At 67.8% G+C, this 21245-nt stretch carries 16 protein-coding genes and 2 pseudogenes; 7 read left to right on the top strand and 11 right to left on the bottom strand.

The window, feature by feature from the left end; translation table 11 throughout:
- Positions 1–122 precede the first annotated feature (122 nt).
- Entirely contained in the window at positions 123–503 is a 381-nt protein-coding gene (locus OHT01_RS00100) for a DUF6234 family protein (protein ID WP_328551016.1), read from the top strand.
- A gap of 365 nt (positions 504–868) precedes the next feature.
- Here OHT01_RS00100 and OHT01_RS00095 read toward each other — a convergent pair whose 3' ends face one another.
- From OHT01_RS00095 to OHT01_RS40060, 8 genes and pseudogenes are all read right to left on the bottom strand, one after another.
- Entirely contained in the window at positions 869–1039 is a 171-nt protein-coding gene (locus tag OHT01_RS00095; RefSeq protein ID WP_328551015.1) for a hypothetical protein, read from the bottom strand.
- A gap of 589 nt (positions 1040–1628) precedes the next feature.
- Complete coding sequence (locus tag OHT01_RS00090; RefSeq protein ID WP_328551014.1) at positions 1629–2723, bottom strand: barstar family protein; 1095 nt, start codon at positions 2721–2723, stop codon at positions 1629–1631.
- Between the two features lie 248 nt (positions 2724–2971).
- Entirely contained in the window at positions 2972–4507 is a 1536-nt protein-coding gene (locus tag OHT01_RS00085) for an ISL3 family transposase (protein WP_443043339.1), read from the bottom strand.
- 56 nt (positions 4508–4563) lie between these two features.
- Complete coding sequence (locus tag OHT01_RS40065; protein ID WP_443043338.1) at positions 4564–4731, bottom strand: DUF6300 family protein; 168 nt, start codon at positions 4729–4731, stop codon at positions 4564–4566.
- Between the two features lie 207 nt (positions 4732–4938).
- Complete coding sequence (locus OHT01_RS00080) at positions 4939–7227, bottom strand: FtsX-like permease family protein (RefSeq protein WP_328551013.1); 2289 nt, start codon at positions 7225–7227, stop codon at positions 4939–4941.
- A complete protein-coding gene (locus tag OHT01_RS00075) occupies positions 7224–7889 on the bottom strand; it encodes an ABC transporter ATP-binding protein (protein ID WP_328557976.1) in 666 nt (221 codons plus the stop codon). Before OHT01_RS00075 ends, OHT01_RS00080 begins: the two co-directional genes overlap by 4 nt.
- Positions 7890–7974: 85 nt before the next feature.
- Positions 7975–8385, bottom strand: a complete 411-nt coding sequence (locus OHT01_RS00070; RefSeq protein WP_328551012.1) for a hypothetical protein — start codon at positions 8383–8385, stop codon at positions 7975–7977.
- A 266-nt stretch (positions 8386–8651) separates the two neighbouring features.
- Positions 8652–9019: pseudogene (locus OHT01_RS40060) on the bottom strand (ATP-binding protein).
- Between the two features lie 189 nt (positions 9020–9208).
- Between OHT01_RS40060 and OHT01_RS00050 the strand changes: the two are divergent.
- On the top strand, positions 9209–11023 hold the full coding sequence (locus OHT01_RS00050; RefSeq protein WP_328551009.1) for a Shedu anti-phage system protein SduA domain-containing protein: 1815 nt from the start codon (positions 9209–9211) through the stop codon (positions 11021–11023).
- On the opposite strand, the pseudogene OHT01_RS00045 reads toward OHT01_RS00050, so the two are convergent.
- Positions 10992–11294, bottom strand: a pseudogene (locus tag OHT01_RS00045) (DUF7638 domain-containing protein); the annotation flags it as partial. The gene OHT01_RS00050 and the pseudogene OHT01_RS00045 sit on opposite strands and share 32 nt — an antisense overlap.
- A gap of 264 nt (positions 11295–11558) precedes the next feature.
- On the opposite strand from OHT01_RS00045, the gene tap reads away from it, so the two are divergent.
- The 3 genes from tap (at position 11559) to OHT01_RS00030 (ending at position 15976) form a co-directional block, all read left to right on the top strand.
- The gene (gene tap / locus OHT01_RS00040) at positions 11559–13811 is read left to right on the top strand and encodes a telomere-associated protein Tap (RefSeq protein WP_328551008.1); all 2253 of its coding nucleotides are present in this window, start codon (positions 11559–11561) and stop codon (positions 13809–13811) included.
- A 15-nt stretch (positions 13812–13826) separates the two neighbouring features.
- Positions 13827–14384, top strand: coding sequence for a telomere-protecting terminal protein Tpg (tpg, locus tag OHT01_RS00035; RefSeq protein WP_328551007.1), 558 nt, complete (start codon positions 13827–13829; stop codon positions 14382–14384).
- Positions 14385–14728: 344 nt separating this feature from the next.
- Positions 14729–15976, top strand: coding sequence for a hypothetical protein (locus OHT01_RS00030; RefSeq protein ID WP_328551006.1), 1248 nt, complete (start codon positions 14729–14731; stop codon positions 15974–15976).
- Positions 15977–16718: 742 nt separating this feature from the next.
- Here the strand turns inward: OHT01_RS00030 and OHT01_RS00025 are convergent.
- On the bottom strand, positions 16719–17279 hold the full coding sequence (locus OHT01_RS00025) for a hypothetical protein (protein WP_328551005.1): 561 nt from the start codon (positions 17277–17279) through the stop codon (positions 16719–16721).
- A 414-nt stretch (positions 17280–17693) separates the two neighbouring features.
- A complete protein-coding gene (locus OHT01_RS00020; RefSeq protein ID WP_328551004.1) occupies positions 17694–18671 on the bottom strand; it encodes a hypothetical protein in 978 nt (325 codons plus the stop codon).
- 797 nt (positions 18672–19468) lie between these two features.
- Between OHT01_RS00020 and OHT01_RS00010 the strand changes: the two genes are divergently transcribed.
- Entirely contained in the window at positions 19469–20098 is a 630-nt protein-coding gene (locus OHT01_RS00010; RefSeq protein ID WP_328551003.1) for a hypothetical protein, read from the top strand.
- A partial coding sequence (locus OHT01_RS00005; protein ID WP_328551002.1) for an ATP-binding protein occupies positions 20095–21245 on the top strand: 1151 nt, incomplete at its 3' end. The genes OHT01_RS00010 and OHT01_RS00005, both read left to right, overlap by 4 nt.

Genomic DNA, 21245 nt, shown 5'->3' with positions numbered 1-21245 from the left:
GACCGTCACGACCGGAGAGAAGATTTTTTCACGGACGCTGGCTCTGGCGCGTCGACGTCATGAGCTGGATGTGAGTACAGGTACTCATGACACTGCGCACCTGCCGGGGTGACTATGGTCGAGTGAGTACAGATCCCGAACGTACTGGTCGAGCCGTGGCCGTGTCTGCGGCCTTGGCTGCCTTCGAGCTGTTAGCCCTTGCCCTGATCTGGCTGTCCTGGATCTTGACCTACTGGTTGGCGATCAATCCGCAGACCCCCGGGGCGCCGCCGGGTCCCTACGTGCAGAAGGCTATGTTCGTGGCGGCAGCCGCCCTGATTGCAGCCGTTGTGGCCGGAGTCCGTCGGGTACGTGTGGTTGCCATTACCCAGCTCGTGATGGTTCTCGTCATTTGCGCGGCCCTGGCCAGCGCGAAGGTCGCTGGTGAACGCATTTACGAGTCCTCCACTCGGGGTGCCTGTCTCTCGGGCCCGGCCTGTGACGCCCCTTCGCCCGTGCGCTGAGCTGTTCCGGAGGGCCTCGGCGTCCACGAAACGATCAGACTTTGCCGCGCGCGGCCCGTCGGGCAGTACGGTTTCGACCGTCTCCCGCGGACCGGGAAGGCACGGCAGCACGCGGACCCGAGCGAGAGGACGGCGATCCCGGCGCCGAACGCTGCCGGACGCCAGACGACGGCGTAGCCGCCCGGAACCGGCGGCACGACGAAAGGCACGCGTCGGCGCCCGGACTCGGGACGGGTCAGGCCGAGACCTGTGCCCCCGGCCGCGCGCCCGAGTTGCTGACGGAGGAGCAGGTCCGGTCCCGGCCAGCACCGCCGCCCGCACGGTTCGGCAACAGCTGTGCTGGTCGCCGTGAGCGTAAGGGAGGGTCAGGGGAAGGCACATGACCGGAACGCGCGAATAGCTGCTTCCATGGCCGTTGACAGGCGAGCCAAGTACGCGCCTCCGTGGGCGGGGAAGTCGGTGCTCAACAGCGCGACGAGATCGTTCTCGTCGCGCGCTACGACGACAGAGGCATCGCGCAGGGATCCATCGCTCATGCCAGCTCTCCAAGGCGGGGCAGCGGTCGGCGACCGCGGGCGGGCATGACACGCACATCGGGCAGTAGGCCGTGAGCGAGGCAGGCCGACGAGAAGGGGGTGCAGCCCGGCCCTGCCAGAGCGCGGACACGGGCCGGGCCACGGCTGAGAACCCTAGACCGGGCAGCGGCATCCAGAGCCTTTAACGTTCGCGCATCAGGTCCACTCCCACGTACGCGACCTCTGGTCCAACGATCTGCGAGCTGCCCGGACACGGCGCTCTACGCGGTGAAGATCGCCTGGGGAGAGCGGCTGCTAGGGCGTGTTTCGAAAGTCCCGTCTGGCTCGCGACGCCTGGCACGGCACTCCCCCAAGCTCTTCGAGCAGGGGGGACCCCCACGCCGCGTTGTCGGGATCGCCCGAGTACGCCCAGTACGCGGACGACCCTCCGCCTTGCGATGCACCGCACCAGACGCCGCGAGCCCCGCCCTCCGGGCGGACGACGCTACTTTCGAAACACGCCCTAGAAGAAGGCGGCGGTGCAGCCCGCCTCTCAGCGTCGTGTACCGGCTCGACGTTTCTGGCATACCAGCACAGGCTCAACCACAACTCACGTGCAGGTCACGTGCATCCCGCCCTCGGTCAGGACTTCGAGTACCAGGGCGACCAGGTCGTACTGCTCGCCCTCCGGCGTCAGGAGGCGGGACAGGTGCTCGCGGGCGGTCGCGGCGTCCCGCCAGAGCAGGGTTGCGGGGGCGGTGTAGGCGAAGTTGCCGCGCAGGCAGTCCACGAGGGCGTCCAGGCAGCCGCCGAAGTAGCCGCCCGGCCCGTTGACGGCCTCGCCGAGTGCCAGGTAGAGGCTCGGTTCGTCGGTGATGTGGCGGCCGTCCAGCTCGTACGTGTATCTGGCGGGCCGGTCCTGGTGCTTGATCCGGCAGCCCCGCTCCCGGACGAGATCGAGCCAGGCCCCGCGCTGCCGGGTCTCGAGCTCGGCCCAGGCGCCAGGGGCCTCCGGCGGGCCGGCGAACCAGCGTTCCCAGACGGGCCGGGCGTGTCCCGGTACGGGTGCGAGCTCTGTGCCGAGTTCCAGATCGATGAGGTCCGTCCCGCAGGAGGACGGGCGCCACGTGCGGACCTTGGGCCGCAGCAACCGGTCGGTGAGCGGCTCGCCGCTGTCGTCCCGTATCTCCAGCCACGCCTCCTCCAGATCCAGCGCGCGACGGGTGCCCGTCGCCAGTGCCCGCCGTAGCCGATCCCCCGGGGCGAGCCCCCGCAGGACGAGCGGGGGCGATGCGTCCTCGGGCGCCAGGAGGCGGGCGAACTCCCGGCAGGAGCCCAGCCACCGGTACCCGTCGTGCAGCCGGACAGGAGCCCGGTGCCCCTCGGGCGGCCCCAGGCAGTCGTCCACACCCGTGAGCACGAGACCGTCCGTCCCCGGGGACCGTCCAAGGCTCTCCGCATCCTCCAGCAGCCAGGCATCGAGCGTCCTGTCCTCCGGCACCGGCCACACCCGGCTGCCGACCCAGCCGCGCACCTCGGCCTCGTCCGGCACCCAGCCGAACAGTTCGTACGTCCCGCGCCGGGGTTCCCTGAACAGTCCCTCCACCTCGGCGCAGACGCCCCAGACCCGGCCGCTTTCCGTGTCCGTCAGCGTGTACCGTCCCTGCCCGCGATGTTCCCCGTCCACATGCACGGTGGGAATCATGCCCAGACCAGATGTAGCCCGTGAAGCCCTTTTCGTGGCTGGTCGGGTTGCCTCGAGGCTGAGCGCTCCGTCTGGCGAACGACGCCAACTGGGGCGTGTGTCGGAAGTGCTTAGGTTGGCTGCCGTGAGGAGCAGGGGCGGAGGCGCAGGGTGCGCCCCGCCGGACGGTGTCCGGGCCCGCGCCCCCCGGACACGGGAGTGTAAATCTAACGGCCCTGTCTCGCTTTCGGTGGTGACGGGGCGTGCTGCTATCCGAGGAGGATGCGGTGCCGAAGCAGGGTGAAGCCTGCTCGTCCGTGCATCTGGCGTGCGATCCGTTTGGTCTTGGTGTTGACGCCCTCGGTGGGGCCGTTGCTGTACGGAAGCGTGAGCCCGGCGATCACGGCGTCGACATCCCGGTCCAGGCCCCGGGTGAAGGAATGTAGATGGGGCAGGTCGGCTGCTCGGACTTGGGCGATCCAGCGCGTGAGCGCGTCGGCGTTGCCGGCGCGCGGCGTAAGGAGTGGGGCGAAGTCCCTGATATCCGTAGCCAGTTGAGTCATCTCGGGGCAGGCGGTGGTGAGCTTGGCCAGGAGCTCGTGCTGCTCGGCCTTGAGATTGTCGGGCCTGGTCAGCAGCATCCGGGCGAGCCTGCGCGGGGAGATATGGCTGCGGTCGGCGTCCGCGCGGCCCTGGTTGATGTACTTGTGCAGGAGGTTCAGGCAGCCCGTGAAGCCGAGGGCTTTGATCTCTTCGAAGAGGTGCTTGACGGGGGCACCGGGGTCATCGGCTCGGCGTTTGCGCAGGTGCTCGCGGTAGGGATCGACGAGGCTGGCGCGGTACTTGGGGACGCGGAGCAGGCGCTCGGGCCGATCAGTGCGGGCGTAGCGTTTGACGGTGTTCAGGGCCAGTTGGAGACGGCGGGCGCATTCGAGCAAGCCGACGCCTTGGGCGAGCAGCCCGTGGACCTGGTGCCAGCGTTCCAGGGTGGTCTGGGCGCGGGGCCCGTCGTAGATCGGCGCGTCCAGCACGGTGGCCCAGCAGGCGCTGTGCGCCTTGACCTCGCTCAGAGCGGCTTCGCACAGGTTGTGCCACACATGCCACCGGTCCGCGACCTGCACTGCGTCAGGCAGGGCGCGCCGGATCGCCTCAGCGTAGGTCGCCGAGCCGTCACGGCACACGATCTCGATGCCTGGATGCTCGCGCAGCCACGCCTCCAGGGTGTCGGCCGTGCGGCCGGGCAGCACGTCGATCCGCTCGTGAGTCTCGGCATCGATGATCACGGTGGCGTAGCGGTGCCTCCGACCCAGTGCGAAGTCGTCGACGCCGATCACGCGGGGCACCCGCCCGGTGGGCAACGGGATCCGCAGCAGGGCGCGCAGGGCCGTGTGACGCGACAGGCTCACCGCCAATATCGCCAGCAGACGTGCCCCGGCCCGGCCCGCTAACTCCTTGACCACGGCCTTTACTTGCCTGGTCAGGCGGGTCGTACGCCGCTGGTACCGGTCCAGGACGCCGGGCACCTGTTCGCGGAAGGTGTGGCGGCAGCCGCGCGTGGGACACACCAGACGCCGCACCCGCACACGGACCATCACCCGTCGTTCATCGACCGGCACGTCCGCGACTGTCCGCCAGTGATAGCCGTGCACGCGTTCCGACGGGGCCTCGCACACCGGGCAGACCGCAGTGTCCCGCGGAGTCCGTGCCCGCACCACGATCCGCTGACCTTCGTCGACCACATCCTCGATGACCAGCGGGGAAAGACCCGAAAACACCGTCTGCACAAGCTCGTTGACATCCTTCACGTGAATGCCAACGACCCTCACGACTCTCCGTCACCACCGAAAGCGAGACAGGGCCGTTAAATTGACACACCCCCGCCCTCGGTGAAAAAGCGGATGAGTGCCGCGGCCGCAGGCTGGTTCGCATCGCAGATTTTGCACAGCTCCAGATGGATCGGCTGACCGAACGTGTCCTTCTTGATGTCGAGAACGTCCCTCAGTACGACCGTGTCGTCACCCCTGACCATCGACTGCTTCCGCTCCCCTTGGTGTCCCTCGCAACTCCTCCTCATCCTGCCAGGTCGCGCACGGGGGGCGGAGAGGACGGCGGATCCGGACGGGCGGCGAGCGGCTCGCCGGGTCCGCGTCGGCCGGACTCCTCGCTCGACACCGAGGGGCTGTCCGAAGCCAGGACCCGGCTTCGGACAGCCCCTCGGCCGTGTCGAACCGGTTCGTCAGTCGCGGCGGATCAGCTCCGGATCGATCCGGCGGCCGGCCAGCGGCAGTGAGCCCGCTGCCGCGGCCGCCACCACTCCCGCCACCGCCAAGGACAGCAGGGGGATGCCGGCGACATCCCAGCGGATCGCTCCGCCACCGGTGATCAGGTAGCTGGACTCGGCGAGCTTCCCGGTGACGACCGCCAGGGCGAGACCGAGACTGAGCGGCAGCACCACCTGGAGGCACTGCACGGCCCGCATGGTCCGTGCCCGGGCACCGATCAGGGTGACGGCGGTGACCTGCGCACGGCGCTCGACCGCGCGGTCGGTCACGGACACCAGGAACGCAGCCACACCGATGACCAACCCCATGATCATGCCTAGGGCCAGCAGGGTTTCGACGACCGATATCTGTTCGAGTCCCTGGACGTTCAGTCCGACCAGCTCCACCTCGGCGACCGGGGCGATCGCACCGATGCCGTCGAGGACCTTGCGGACCTGGCCGGGCTCCGAGCTGCTGGTCAGTACGAGCTCGGCGTCACGGGGCCGGGCGTGTGGGGGCAGTGCCGTCGGCGGGACGAGGAGCACGGCGTTGCCCACGGCGGACGCGGAGTACCCGCTGTAGACGATCCCGTCGGCGGGAAAGCCGATGTCCAGGTGCCCGGTCCCGCTCCCCGAGAGGCGGAACCGGAAGGGCGTGCCCGGCTTCACGTCGGATCCGACGCTGGAGTTGGGGTCGACGAGCCTCATCACCTTGCCGTCCACGCAGCCCTGGGAACGCTGGACCATGCGGTCCAGCTGCGCGCAGGTGGCGATCAGGGCGGTGGCCGACGACGCGAACGCGTCCTCGGGGCTCTTCCTCTCGAGATCGACCCAGGAGTTCATCGTGACGGCGTGGGCGCGCACACCGGCGAGGCCGCCGAGTTCCCTCTGCCGGTCCGGGGTCAGAGCGGAAAGGGAGAGGGAGTAGTCCTGCACGGGTCCGGACGGCCGACTGACCTGTTCCAGCTGGATGAGAACACCCTGGGCGAGCGAGGCGGCGTAGACGAGGAGCACGAGACCGGTGACGACCCTCATCGTGCTTCCGGGCTCGGCCTCATTGCGTCGCATCGCCAGGTTGAGCGTGAGGGACTGGGTGGAGGCCGCCACCCGTCGGGCGAGAACGTACGAGATCAACGGGAGCGTGAGCACGAGCCCGACTCCGGTCAGTACGACGCCGCCGACCACGAGCAGCGCGTTCACGCCCACACTCGACGCCGGGTGTCCGAGCACACCGCTGACGCAGAAGCCGGACACGATGCCCATACCGGCGACAAGGAGGAGAGCGCCCCACTTGGACGGCGGTCGCGGGAGCGCGGTGCGGCGTACCGCCAGTGGGTTGGCGGCGGCTTCCCGCGCACTCTTGCGGCCGACGAACCAGGCCAGCGCCGGGCAGCCGATCAGACACACGGCGACCGTGGTCGCGGACAGGGCACCGTCGTCCGGATACCACCGCAGCGCGGGCAGTCCCGTCCTGGACATCACCTGGTTGAGGACCCAGTACTCCCCGAGGCCGAGCACCGCGCCGAGCAGTGCGGCCATCACGGTCTCCGCCGCGTTCACCCGCTGGGTGCCCTTGACGCTGAGGCCCAGCAGGCGCAGCGCCGCCAGGCGCCGCATACGGCTGGCGGCGGAGAGACGCGCGCAGACGGTGAGGAAGATTCCCAGGGGCAGCAGAACCAAGGTGGCCAGAGCGAAGCGCACGTCCGTCAACGTGGACGGTTCCACGGCGGGGGACGGGGCGTAGTCGTACCCGAACCCCTTCAGGGTCCGGCCCTCGTGGGCGATACGGCCGCGCGTGGTGCCGATGTACGCGTACAGCTCGTCCGGGTGCGCGAGCCCCGCCCCGGCGATGGTTCCCTGCTCCCGTCCCGGCAGCAGCCCCTTGACGGCGGGTGCCTCGCGCAGGAGGTCGTGGACCCGCGGCGAGACGAACACCTCACCGGGGCCGGGGAGCCGGGGCAGACCGGGTGGGGCCGACCGCGTTCCCTCGGTGCCCCGGGCGATGAACACGCGGGTGAACGGCCTGGATCCGTACGCGTCGGAGCGCTCGACGACGAGCGTGCCGTCCGCAGGCCCTTTGGAGGAGGTGACGGGCTGCCGTGCCGCGGCCCGGCCGTCGTGGGCGTGCAGGATCGCCGGAACGGTGAGGACGAGGGCGAGGCAGCAGACACCGATGGAGCCGCCGGCCGCCATCAGGAAGAAACGTGTGCGGTTGCCGCGGCCTGCGCCGAGGAGCAGCCGCAGGCCGAGCAGGAATTCGGTCACGCCGCACCTCGCGGCGTGAGTATTCCGTCCGCCATCGTGTAACGGGTGTCGGCCTGTGCGGCCACCCCGTGGTCGTGCGTCACCAGAATGACGGCGGTTCCCTGGGAGCGGGCCAGCCCGAGGAACTCCTTCAGCACGGCGGAGGCGTTGGCGCTGTCCAGGGAGCCCGTCGGCTCGTCCGCGAACACGACCGCGGGCCGGTGGACCAGGGCGCGCGCCACCGCGACGCGCTGGCTCTGTCCGCCCGAGACCTGTGAGGGCCGACGGTGACGCAGCTCGCCGAGGCCGAGCCGCCCCAGCACTTCACCCGCTCTGGCGAGGGCGGGCTGCTTGCGCTGTCCGGTCAGGCGCAGTGGCAGCGCGGTGTTCTCCTCGATGGTCAGTTCCGGCAGCAGTTCGCCGTACTGGAAGACGAACCCGAAACGTTCCCGGCGCAGGGCGCTGATCTCTTCGTCGGAGAGGTCACCGAGCGAGCGCCCCTCGAAGCGCACCTGGCCGCGGGTGGTGGGCAGCACCCCGGCCAGGCAGTAGAGAAGTGAGGACTTGCCGGAGCCGCTCTGCCCCGTGATGGCCACGACCTCACCCGGGGTGACCGAGAGGTGGGCGTCGCGGACGGCCTGTTGGCTGCCGTAGGAGAGGTCGACTCCGACGGCCGAGATGATGTCTGACGTGCTGATGGCTTCCCCAAAGAAGCGTGCGGGCCCAGGGGGATGTGCCCCTGGGCCCGCGGCCGTGCCGAAGTGCCGACTACCTCTGGTAGTGCTTCGTCGACGAGCAGTTGTCAGGGTTGAGCGAGCCCTTGTCACGGCAGACGCGGATGTAGGCGTCGTCGGTGTGCAGAGCGGCGCCGTCCCAGTTCAGCTTGTCGAGCGGGACGCTGTGCTTCTGCGTGCCGTTGTAGCGGCTCCAGTCGTAGCCCTCGACACGGACCTGAATGTAGACGTTGTGACCGTCACCGTTGTCGGTGTCGTTCAGGTTGCCCGCCCACTCGAAGGCGCCGTGGTTCTGGTTCGAGGGCCAGAAGGTGTACTGGCCGCTGGTGAACGAACCGCCACCGGTGGACAGCGTCGGAATGGTGTGCCACGAGACGGCGGCCGCCGTCCCCGCGCTGACGGCGAACAGGCCTGCGGCTATTGCGCCGACTGCCAACTTGCGCATGTTTTCCTCCCGTTGTTCATGCATGACTCCGGATGGTCAGGTCCGGAGCCGTCGTGAACCTAGCAGCCATGAAGGGGAGTGAATGGCATGATCAATTCAACTCTGTCCACTTTCGATCACGTTTCCGGGTAGGGGACTTTGCTTTCCCGTGGGCTTTGTCTGGCTTGGCCTTGACCGTCAACTGAGCTTTTCCTGAGGATTGGTGACGAATCATCAGAGATGAATGGGCAGGAACTCGACATCGCCGCGCCGCTGGTCACGATCGCTCAGACGGTCTTGCCGGGGGCGCCGGGGCGCGGGGTCGTGCCCCACTTCTCGGCCAGCGAGGCGACGAGGACGATTCCACGGCCGCCGTCCTCGCAGTCACCCGCTTCGCGCGCCACGGGAAGCCGGTCGCCGCGCGTGTCACTCACCTCCACCCGCACCTGCCCGGCCTCCAGGCTCAGCCGCAGCTCGGCGTCCCGGCCGGGCATCGGCCGTGGGTGACGGCGTTCGCGGCCAGCTCGGCGACGATCAGCTCCACGGTGTCGTGCACCGAACTGCCATAGCCCCAGCCCCAGAGGTCCATCTGGTGGGAGGCGAGGCGGCGGGCGCCGCGCGGGGTGGCGCTGAAGCGGAGGGGGAAGGGGGTCATGGCCCGAAGGTCCCGTTTCGGGATGGCTCTGGCCAGGGATGACGGGCTTACAAACGGCTTCTGTAGGGGTGGCGTCGGGGCTTGTGGGGGCGCTGGGTGTGCGCCCTGCCGCTGCCAGGGCGCACAACGGGTATCGGCAGTTCGGCACGACGCACGTCCACGCCCTTTGGGCGTACCGCGATCTCGCTCATGGCTGCTGGACTCGGCACTGTAAGCGGGGGAGTTGGCTTCGGGCTGGCAGCTGGTTGTGGAGCTATTGCAGGTGCCGCTGGATCTGCAGTCGCGGCCGGCGTCGAGGAGGCGATGAAGCAGGTCGAGGAGCTGAACCGGCTGCTGGCACCGGACGGATGGGGCCTGCGTTCCTACGACTTCCTCTCCGGCCGCCCCATCTACACGCCGGTCCGGGTTCCGCCCACGGGTCCATTGATCGCGCTGCCGCTGAACGACGACGACACGGGCAAGCTCGAGCTGGTCCTCGGGCAAGCCTACAGCCTCCTGGACTGCGCCGGCGAGGAGACCGCACGCGACCTGCTGCGCACAGCGGTCCTGACCCTGCGCCACGACGGCGGCATCTACCACCCCACCCCGGGTGACCGTTGGACGGAGGCCACCTACGAGGCGGTCCTGACGGTGGAACGCGAACTCCTGCCCACCTGCACCCCGGGGGCGAAGGAGGCGCTCTGGCGAACCTTGCAGTCCGTGCTCACCCAGCTCGGGCGCATCGACGTCCAGGACCTCGTGGTCGAAGGCGACTCCCGTCCGCTGCCCAGCATCCCACCGGACTGGCGCACCCAAGCCGCCACGCCCGCGACCCCCATAGTCCGAGGCTTGCGACTGCCCTTCTCCGGCACCGAGTTCGACGTCACCGCCAGGGACTTCACCGACCTGGAGATCCGTGGTTCACAGGACGGCAGCGGGTTCCACTACCTCTACGACACCCGCGCACGCCGGATGATCACCGACTTCGTCCTCGACGACCGGCCGCAGGTAGCGACCTTGTGCAGCGTCACCGTCATCAAGAAGGGCGACACCTTCACGCCGAGGATCAAGCTCTGGAAGAAGGACAAGAGGAAAGCCGAGGAAGTCTCCGCGACGCAGACAGTGCCCGATAGCGGGACCACCCGGGCCGTCAAGGCGCTCGTCGACACCGGGGACGTCCACGAGAACTTCTGGAAAGTCATCAACTTCCTCCAGGGCTGCACCGGCCTGAGCACACCCGGCGACTCCCTCCAGCTCATGGTCGGCGACGAGGCCCACCTGGCTCAGCTGCTGACCGGCCAGGACCGGACGACGGTGCTCGGCGCGGTCAGGACAGCCATCGGCGGCGGACTCACCGAGGAGGACATCCGGCTGATCAGCAACCGCAAGGAACAGCTCCGCAGGTTCGAACGGCTGCTGACCGACCACGACTACTTCCGGAAGGAAGAGAGCCTGGCAACGACACGCGGGGTAGAGGCCGTCTGGCAGGCCTTCTTCGAGACGAACCAGTGGATCTTCGGCTACGGGCTCAACCTCATCGCCTGCGAATCCATCGACGACGGCAAACTGGAACGCATCACCACCGGCGCCAACATCTTCAGCGGAGCCGGGAAACGCATCGACGCCATCATGCGTTCCAAAGGCCTGATCAGCAGCATGCTCTTCTGCGAAATCAAGACCCACGACACGGAGCTGCTCGCCAAGACCCCATACCGCGCGGGCGTCTACCAGGCATCGAAAGAACTGGGCGGCGGCGTGGCGCAGGTGCAGAAGACCGTCAGCAAGGCCCAGCAGCTCATCTCCCACGAGTTCCTCACCCGCATCCACGACGACGACGGCACCCCGACCGGCATCGAACTGTCCACCACCCGGCCCCGGCAGGTCGTGGTGATCGGGAGCCTGCGCGAGTTCACCCATAACGGCGCCGTGAACCCGGAGAAGATCAACTCCTTCGAGCTGTACCGGACATCGATCCAGGACGTCGAGATCATCACCTTCGACGAGCGACCAACAGCTCGGGCGTGAGCCAGCTCTTCGGTTCGCAGAACTTCCAGTCCGCCAGCTCGTGTGCGGAGGCCTCGCCGCCTTCCGGGAAGCTGGTCGCCACCCAGCCGGTGCGCAGCTTCTCCTCGAACTCCACGACGGTGACCAAGCCCCAGCAGTCGATGAGCCCGTCAGCGTAGATGAAGAGGTCGGTGAGGAAATAGTGGCCGCCGTTGCGGATGAAGACGTGCCGCCAGGTGCCGGGTATGCGGACGCCGTCCGCCGTGCGATAGGTGATCCGGTTGCCGATCATCCTGGGATTGTGCCGGAGCGGCCGCTGGTCAGGCCGTGAATCTGCTCCGGACGCTTCCAAAACCTCACTGCCCAGGACCACCCGCATTGAACTGCGGACAGACTTCGGTGAGACAGACGTCGACTGGTCAAGCTTCGGCGAGACAGGACACCCGTCCTTAGCTTCACGGGTTGCCCTTCGGACGCTCTTCGTACGCAACTCGTACGACGTATGTACGCACTTTGTACGGTTGTCGAGGGTAGGGTGGTGGTCTGGAGGTGCTGCATGTCTGAGTTGTTCGATGCGGTGGATGCGCTGGTGGCGTCCCGCTCGTCGTTGCCGCCTGCGGTGGAGCGTAAGCGGCTGCGTACCGCGCATGGCCTGACGTTGGATGAGGTTGCTGCGGCCTTGCAGGTGCGTCGGGCCACGGTGTCCGGCTGGGAGTCGCTGACGAAGCCTACCGAGCCGCGTGGTCCGGAGCGTGAGGCGTATGCGCGGATGCTGCGGCAGCTCGCGGAGCTCTACCCCACCCCGGAAGAGCCGGCCGCCCCGGCACCCACCCCCGTCACTGCTGCGCGCGCCCCGGCGACTTCGGCGCAGGCGCGTCCTGTGTCCACCAGTCCGGCACCCGAAGCTGCGGCCAGGACCGCAACTAAAGACCCCCAGGCCCCTGTTGCCCCCGTCACTGCTGCCCCCGCTGCTCCGGAGGCCGTGCCGCGTCCGTCGCCCACTGCCAGTCCGTCGTCGACGCCGCGTCGTCCGCCCGCACGGAAGGCAGCCCCGGCCGGCACCCCGGCCGCGGACACCGACCCTCGGTTTGTGAACGGGCCGCTGGCGGTCGTCGACGTCGAGGACGGTCAGGTGGTGGCGTACTGCACCGGCGGCCTGGTCCTGGACGTGCCCGCCAAGTCTCTGCCGTCCCTGGTGGACTGGACGCTGAAGGAGGCGAAGCTCGGCCAGCCGAGGCTGTCCGGCCCCGGCAAGGACGGCGATCCGCTGCTCGTCCTCACTGAGGCCGCCCTGGAGCGCTACGGTCTGCCCGTCGCCCTCGGCGACGAGGAGCGTCTCGCCGGGCGGATCCCGGAGAGTCACAAGGTCGTCAGGCAGCTCGTACGTGCGGAGTGGAAGCTGACCAAGCGCGGGTTGGGGCCGTGGGCGAGGATCTACCGCCCTGCGCAGGGTTCGGACCGTCAGTGCGTGCAGCTGTGTATTCCGTCGTGGCATGCGCTGGGCACCCGGCATTGGGGCGAGGTGGGGCAGCTGGCGCCGGCGGAACTTGCCCGCGTCCTGGGCGTGTTCGCCTCTCAGGTGATGACGCCCCGCGGATCGACGGCGGTGACCGGCCTGGAGCTGATGACCGCGCTGCACCCGCCGACTCGGGCCTCCGATCCGGATGTCGACGGCAAGCGGCACTCCGAGCACAATCCCGGCAGTCTGGGCCGGGACCCGGTCGACCCGGCGCCGTGCGAGGCCCCCGACGGCCACCCCCTCCTCAAGGACCTGCCGCGCTTCCACGTCCGCGGCCCCGGGGAGAAGCTGTTCGAGGAGGCCTACGACTGGGCGCGGCCGATGACGGATGCCGAGTGCACCCTGCGACATCTGGTCGGCATCGACGTCAACATGGCCTTCGCCGCCGGCGCCAACGGCCTGACCGTCGGCCTCGGCGTGCCCACGCACGTACAGGCGCCCGTGTTCGACGCGAAGCTGCCCGGCTCCTGGCTGGTCGACCTCTCCCACGTGGACCTGTCGAGGGTGAAGGTCGGCAAGGACAAGTGGGCAGACCTGGACGCGAGTCTGCTGCCCAGCCCGTTCACGCCGAAGGGCGACCGGCCCGAAGGGCCGGCCTGGTACGCAACACCCACCATCGCCTACGCGCAGGAGCTCGGCTACGACGTCACGCCGGTCGAGGCCTGGGTGCGGCATGAGAATGGCCGTTATCTGGACGGCTGGTACAACCGGCTGCGTGACGCGTACCTCGCCACGATGGCCGACCTCGGCGTCTACGCCGACCTGTCGCCGGAGGATTTCCTGGCGGCGATGGACGGCTACAAGCAGCGTGACCCGGAGTTGGCGATCGTCGTCTCGGCCATCAAGGCGACGGTGAAGGGCGGCCTGGGCAAGCTGCGCGAGCGTCCGCGTGGGGAGGGCTGGCGGCCGGGCGAGCCGTGGCGGGCCCTGTCCCGTCCGACGTGGAGGCCGGACATCCGCGCGGCGGTCATCTCCCGCACCCGGATCAACCTGCACCGCAAGATCGTCAAGCACGCGGCGTTCACCGGCCAGTACCCGGTGGCGGTCCTGTCCGACTGCGTCGTCTACGCGGCAGGCGGGCCCTCCCCGCTGGACTTCCTGCCCTACCGGGATGGAAAGCCGCTCCCGGGCGGCTTCAAGCTCGGCATCAACCCGGGCCTGGTCAAGCACGAGGGCACCCAGAGCGTGCTGTGGGGTGAGGAGGTCCGCGAGCGGTTCAACGCACCGGAACTTAATCTCGCCCGGTACATCAAGGACGGCACCGTCACCGACGCCGACAATGGCGAATAGGGGAGTGGGCAGGCGATGAGCATGTTCGGGGACGGCCTGGACGCCGCGGTGCAAAAGGCGTTCACCCGCCCCGCACCCAAGTCCGCGGGCCCGCAGATGCGGTACATGGTCAAGCAGCTCGGCGGCACGAAAGCGGTCGCCGAACTGCTCGGCGTGTCCCAGCGGCAGGTGGAGCGGTACGTAGCGGGCACAGCCAAGAAGCCGCGCCCCGACCTCGCCGCCCGCCTGGAGCGCGAGGTAATCAAGCGCTGGCAGCCGCAGATCCGGGCTAAGGCCCGCAAGAAGGCCACGACGACCGGCGGCATCATCATCGACGCCCGCGCCCGCATGGGCTACACCGCGCCGATCGGCTCGACCGACCAGGACCGCATCCGGCACCTGACCGTCGCCCTGCCGCCCCGCTACGCTGCCCGCCTCTTCGACGCCCAAGCGGCTGGCGCAAGCGACACCGAACTCCAGGAGATCGCGGCCGAAGCCCTCAAGGAGGTCTACTTCCAGGACGGCGGCCGCCGCGCCGGCAGCCTGGAAGAGGTCCGGTTCACCGACGTCGAACACCTCGAGTTCGACCTGTAGCAGCCCGCCCCGAACAGGCCGCGAGCCCGGCCCAGTTGGTCCGGGCTCGCTTGCGTATCCGTGGGGGCTCGGATGTTCATGCACACGTGCCGTGTCCAACGACCGCGGCCTCCACCAGCCACCGCCCGAGGTGAGTACCTAATCCTGATCTATGCATGACAAATGCCTTCCAGGGGCGCGTGTAGAGATCGGGGATGCAGGTTGCACACGAACGTCCCGAGCGTCGTCGCCGACAAGTGCCTGCGGGACTACGGACAGTTGATCAGCCCATAATCGGATTCAGTGCCGAGCGACCCGGCACATCGCACCCGCCCCGGGTGCGCTCACCGCGATCGGAGAGCATCGTGAAGAACAGCGCGTTGTGGCGAGTGGTTGACAACGAGAGTGGTAGCCAGTCCATCGTCAGCACGCCCTCCGAGGCGGTCGTGTTCGTCAACAGCCGGTTCGACACCGATGACGACGAGCCGTTCAGCATCACCGAGGTCGGTCCTCTCCTTCCGAAGCCGCTCGGGGTCATCACTGCATGGGCCGCCGAGAAGGACGGCGAGCGAACCGACGGACGTACTGCGCCGATCACCATCAGGCCGGTTGTGACGGACAACGCCAGCGAGTGCGAAGACGTCGTGCTCTGGGGCGACGTATATGTCTCCTGGGACCACGACATGTACACCGTCGAGGAGCCGGAGAGCTCCGAGTACAGCGAGGCTTACAGCGCAGCCGAGTTGAGCGCGATCCTCGACGAGTACGCCGACGACTACGAGTACGCGCCTGAAGGGCCTGAAGGGCCTGACAGCCACAGGTGGCCGAAACCGGAAGAGTTGATCACCTACGGCGCCCAGGAGTGTGCCAAGCGGTTCGGGCACCTCGACGACGACGCCCTGCTGTGGCTGGCCGCCACCCGCATCACGCTCGCGGTGTGGCGCAACACACCCGTCGAGAACTGGCATGCCGGGAAGAGTCCGCTGCACGACGGCACAATGATGCGGATCAACACGGCAACCACCCGACTCGTGCGCTCGATGCTGTCGTTCGACCATGTCGACTGGATCGCTGTCGGTCTCGCGATCGTCAACCCGTCTCGGGTTCTACCGACCGCGCAGTCTGTGCTCGAGCTTGGGCTGTCCTGCCACAACCCTGACGACCCGGCGCACGAGGTTGATCCGCGAGAAGAACTCGCGGAGATGGCACAGGTCGCGATCTCATGGGGGCGAAGGTACTGCCTTTACGAGAAGGAGTTCGGCCTGCGAACCCTGATCGAATCCTTCTGCGCGTCCGACAACGGCTGGTTCGGAGCTCCGAGTTGGGGGCGCATCGTCGATCGGTTCCTTACGGCTGTCGACGACCGGAAGAATGCGCACTGGCGCATGCACCGGGACAAGCCTTGGTTCGACGATTGGTTCACCAACCGCCCGGCCGACATTGCGGACACCACGGAATTTCGTCGGCTGCTCCATGCCGGGCCCGACCTGCTGTCCGAGGAGGCCGCCGAATGGTGCGTGGACGGTGCCATCGGCTACGTCTGCCCGGACGACCACGCAAACGGCTGCCCGCGGTGCGGTATCCCGCTGGCAACGGAGTCCTCAAACGAGTGACGGCAGTGGCCAGCGATTCTCAATCCCGTGCCAGTTCGGCCAGTCACATGACACCGCGACTGAGAAAATGACACGGGATCTGAGAACATGAGAGCTTTTACCCGTCCCGCGCCGAAATCCGCAACAGCCCAGATGAAATTCCTCCTCACGCGGGCGCAGGGCTCGACCACCGATCTCGCCCACCTCCGTGCAGCAGATCCTGGACCTCCAGGAGGCCGGAGCGACGGAGGAAGACCTGCATCCCCTCGTCGTGGAGGCCATCACCGAGTCGTATTTCACTGAGTGGGGCACTCGCGCCCATGGTCTGCGTGCGGATTTTTACGCACGTTCAAGCTGTGGATTTCCTGTTCTGACGCAGTCGAATCCCAGCCTGCTATAAAGAAATCCGGCGGGTAGCCTCAGAAGCGTTCTGGCGGCGGTCCGCTCTGATTTCTCACCACGAATGCGAGGTCGAAGACGACCAGGATATGGCTGCCCGACGGCGGTACCCGCAGACCGCTCACCCTGCCCCGCCGTCACCGGGTCATGGACGCCGGCGCTGTTGCGGCGGCCCTCGAGGAAGCGCGGCTCGATGCCCGGCAGGCGTCCCGGCACGAGGACCCGGCCGACGACGTCCGGGGCCCGGCGGAGCTCGCGGACTGGGAGTTGTGTCCACCAGCTGCTCGCCGACGCCGTCCCGGGCACCGTCTACGACTCGACGACGTGTTCGGCGCGGCCCGCGCCCACTCATCGCCCAGTCTGCTCAGGCGTTGCCCCAGGCTTCGAGGAAGCGTGTGCGGTCGTCCGTCCGCCGGCTGGCGAGTAGAACGTGCCAGGCACTGGTCTCAGCGTCGCGCAGCCACAGCCGCCCCAGGTACCGACTTCCGCCGGTGAACGTGTCACGCGCCAATGCGTCACCGAGCACGTCGGCTACAGCGTCGCGCTGTTGGTCGGAGAGTTCTCCCAGAAAGCTGAGTACGCGGTCTGCGATGCCTCCCTCGTTGCTTTCAAGAATGCGCTCGAAGAACGGACCACCCGCGTTGCCGGGATCGATGTAGAGAGCGGCGTCACCTCCCGCCTGCCCCAAGGAACGCCAGAACTCAGCACCATCGGGCGTGCCTGGCAAGGGAAGCGCGGCAAAGAGGTCGGCCAGATGTCCGTTGGCCGCTTGATCGTAAGAGACGTCGCAGGCCGCGGCAGACGCGATCCTCGCAACGTGCCCAGTACTCAGTCCCTCTTCCGGCCAGTCCAGTGGGGTGTTGAGTTCCTGAACAAGGTGCTGGGCCAGTTCGTCGTCCTTGCCCAGGAAGTGCCTGACGATCACGTGTTCCCCCCAGTTCCAGCTGGCGTGCACCGGCTCACCAGTCTGCCCAACAGGGCGGTGATCCGCCGGGGCCTGCAGACAACGTCCGGAAAATGCTTGCACCACAGCTATCACGACCACCGACAGCGTTGCCCAGGCCGAGCTCGCCGCCGAAGCCGCGGCCGCCGCAGACCGCCGTACGCGAGGCGTAGCGGATCGTCCGCGCGCCGACGAAGGCTCGGCGCCCTGAAACAGACCGGCCCCACGATGGGGACGAAGCCATCCGTGAGGAGCTCACCCCCGCCCAAGACAGCGCCCGTGCCTGCCGCATGAATGGGCGATGACCGGCCGTATCCAGACCACTGACGGCCTGAGCACCAAGAGACCGCATCGCGGGCGATGCCTGGTACCCGTCGAGCAGGCCGGGCCTGGACCTCAAAAGTTGGCGAGGCGTATGTCGTAGCATTCATCGCACATGTCCGATTCCGGGACTATGGCTGGACTCAACCGGTCGTTCCCACACCACTCGCAGATCCCTTCCCAGTCGCTGCCGCACCCGAAGCAGATGTACGAGTCTGCGGCGGGATAGCCCAGGGTGCGCACCGGAACAATGGCCGAGGCGGCGCAGGCCGGGCAGGTGGCCAGGTCGTTGCCACCCTGCTTGATGGTGATGTGCCGGTTCTCGCCGGTGAACTCCCAGGCTGCTTCATCTCCGGTGCCGTACGCCTTGTCGCAGAAGAAGCACTTCAGGTCGCGGGCGCCGCCGTCGAGGACCACGGCGTACTGCCCGCAGGAGCGGCAGGCGGTGGTGGAGTGTTCATGGCCGGCGAGCTGGCCGGATATGGACTTCTGTCGCTGGGTGACGAAGTCGGTGAGGTGTTTCAACTGGCCGCGGACTTCGTCCATCTGCCGTGCTGCCTCCCAGTCTGCGGTGTACGGCAGGACGTCGTGGTTCACGAAGTCGAAGAGCAGGGTCAGGACGGGGAGGGTACGGGTCTTCACGGCTACGGTGGTGTCGCGCCAGCCGAAGTGCATGAGCCGGTTCCGGAGATCGCCGAGCTCCTTCAAGTCGCGGCTGGCGGGGTCGAGGGTGGTGCTGAGCGTGATGGTTCCGTCCTGGGCGAGAGCGTTGAGACGCTTGATCGCCTCTTTGATGCCGCAGCTGTTGAAATCGCCGCTCTGGTGCTTGCCCTCGTCGTACTCCGTGGGCTTGGTCCACACGAGGTCAGGCTTGTACATCTCGAGGCGCGCCTTGAACAGGGTCTCGGCTGCGCACTGGAGATGAAGGGTGGCGTACTTCAGCTCGCGGGGGACGGGGCTGCCTTCAGCCGCGAGGAAGGTGACAGCACTGACGAGGAAGTCGAGCCCGTTGGTAAGGGGCGGGAAGTGAAAGTCCTTGCCGTCGTCGCGCACTGGGGGGCCTCCGTCGTCCTGGCTACTTCTGTGAGGATCTGCGTCGAGCCGCAGGGCGGTCAACCGGATTCACCGACGTACCCCGGCTGCGACTTCGTTTGCGCCAGAGCCCCGACGACCTGGCGCAGACGCAAGCCGCTTGGAACGCCACCTACCAAGCACTGGCCGCACCCCGCCCCCGCGACACCACCGCCCTGCGCCGCCGCCTGCTGCTCCTGTCCGTACGGCGGTGGTGGCACCCCTACTGGGAGACCGCCCTCAGTGCCGGCGGCCCGGTCCGAGCTGCGCCACCTCGCCCGCGCCCACGGAGCCGCCCGGGCCGCATGACCGGCCGCCCCGGTCGACCAGGAGCACGAGGTTGCGCTGGAGATTGCGCCTATTCGTTGCGCTGAAGGTTGCGCCAAGGGTTGCGCTAGGTGTTGCGCGGCCCCCAGGACCATCTCCGTGTCCGCGCAGGTCACCACGTCGTTTTGCCGTGGTCGGATGGCTGACATCCCCGTTGTGGCTGCTCTGCCCATGTCCCTTGGCTGGAGTGAAGGAGGAAGGGGCGGGCGGGATGGGCGGCGCGGCCGCGGTCGGGGATCGGTTGCGCGCTCAGCCGGTTGCGCGTCGGCCGAGGCCGCCGCGCCTCGCCGCCGTCAACGCGGCTACGACTGCGGATTGTGCTGGATCACTTACGCAGGAGTGATGATTCGTGCTACTCGTCTACGGGGCGATGGAAGCGAGATCGGCGGGGGCGTATGACATCGGACGGCGTGGAGGTACGCACACGGAGGGCGAGCCGCGTTCAGGATGCTGTGCGCATCCTCTTCCTGTTGGATCACTGTCCGCACCCGGATAGCGGGTGCCCGGCCCATCCGGACGCAGTGGCGGTGCTACGCGGGCAGAAGAAGCTCCAGGCGCTCGACTTCTGGCTCCGCAACCCCGATTACCTTGCCGATGAACTGTTGAACGCCGCGGAGGTCGGCCGGAGCGTTCCGGGAGTCAGCCCGGTCGACAGGGCGGCTGCATTGCTGGAAGGCGATGAGCCGGATCTCGAGTCCTATCCCATGATCCGCTGGCGCTATGGCGCCTACGAGTCCCTCGATGACGCTCTGGCCTTGCTGGTCGCGCATGGACTGATCGGTATCGACGCCATCGGGACAGCGCCCGACATCGACCGCTGGGATTACTGCTTGCTGCCGGCGGGCCGACGGGACGCACAGGAGATGCGCTCGCAGGAGCCGGATCTGTCTTGGTACGACGAACGCGCCGCACTGGTGCTGGTACTGGCCGGGGACCGCAGCGGCAGTGCCTTGAAGGAGCTCCAGTACGCGCAGGGTGAGTACGAACGAACCCACATGGGCGCTGACATCGCTGGCATCCTCCCGCACGTCCGGGCCCGTTTGGCAGCGCTGCAGAGCAAGGTGAGCGAGGGGATCGCATGAGTAACTTCACCGAGGCCGTTGCCCGCCGTGCCGGTGTGGACGTCGCGGAGGCCGTAGCAGTGCTCCAGCATCACCGGGTACGGGAGAGCGGCGTGCTGCCGCGACCGCACCGCCTTGCATTGACCTCGATCGAGTTCTCAGGAACCAAGGCAGGCAAGTTCACTGACGACTTCCGCTTCAGTTGGCGGCTTAGCGACGGGTTGTGGTGCCTGGCCGGCGACAACCTCAAAGGCAAAAGCACAGTCCTGGAAGTGATCTGGTGGTGCCTGCGAGGCAAGAACAAACGGCTGCAGGACACCGCACGCAGATGGATCTCCCACGTTCGGCTCGAAGGCCACATCGACGGTGAGCCCTTCAGCGTGGAGTTCCAGCACAAGGACGGCGTACCGACCGGACGCCTGGAGACCGGAAAGACCACCCCCAGTATCGGCTTCGCCGGCGAAGCCGAGTTCGCCTCCGTGATGAGCCAGTTCATGATGGACCGTCTCAACCTGGAGATCCTCCGAGGGTGGCACTCCGACGTCAAAGGCGAAGAAGATGGCAAGGCCACCGTCACCGACTGGGCGCTGTTCAGCCACGCACTGATCTGCCGCAACCGCAACGCTGAAGTCCTACTCGGAGAGACCAGCGAGAACGGATCCGTCGTCAGCCTGCTGCAGATGTTCATCGGCCTTCCCTGGACCAGCACACGCCGGGACGCTGAGACCGCCCTGAAAACTGTCCGGCAGCAGCAGCGGGGCGAGAAGCGTCGGGCCACCGAAGACACCCAGGCCCGTGCGAGCTCCCTGCAACAGCTCAAGGATGAGATCACTGTTGCCGAGGCGGCCCTCGCCAACACTGGCGCCGCTCCCGCCCTGGAAGACCAAGCCTTGGCCATCGAGCAAGCCGCGGCCCACGTTGCATCCTGCGCGGGACGCCATGCCACTGCTGTACAGGTGCAGCTAACCGTCCAGCAGAACTACACCGAGCTGCACCAGACACTCGTGGAAGACCGGAAGCGGCTACGCGACATGAAGGAGAACATGGCAGCCAAGCGCCACTTCGGGGCTCTCGCCCCGACGTGTTGCCCGCGTTGCACCACCCCCGTCGCTGACCTTGCTCAGGCGCGCGGCGACCAGGCTGCGGACCACTGCTCCGTCTGCGGCAG

The organism is Streptomyces sp. NBC_00358, assembly GCF_036099295.1.
Classification (GTDB): domain Bacteria; phylum Actinomycetota; class Actinomycetes; order Streptomycetales; family Streptomycetaceae; genus Streptomyces.
The sequence above is the reverse complement of the archived record's forward strand: the minus strand, read 5'-3'. Positions and strand labels throughout refer to the sequence as shown.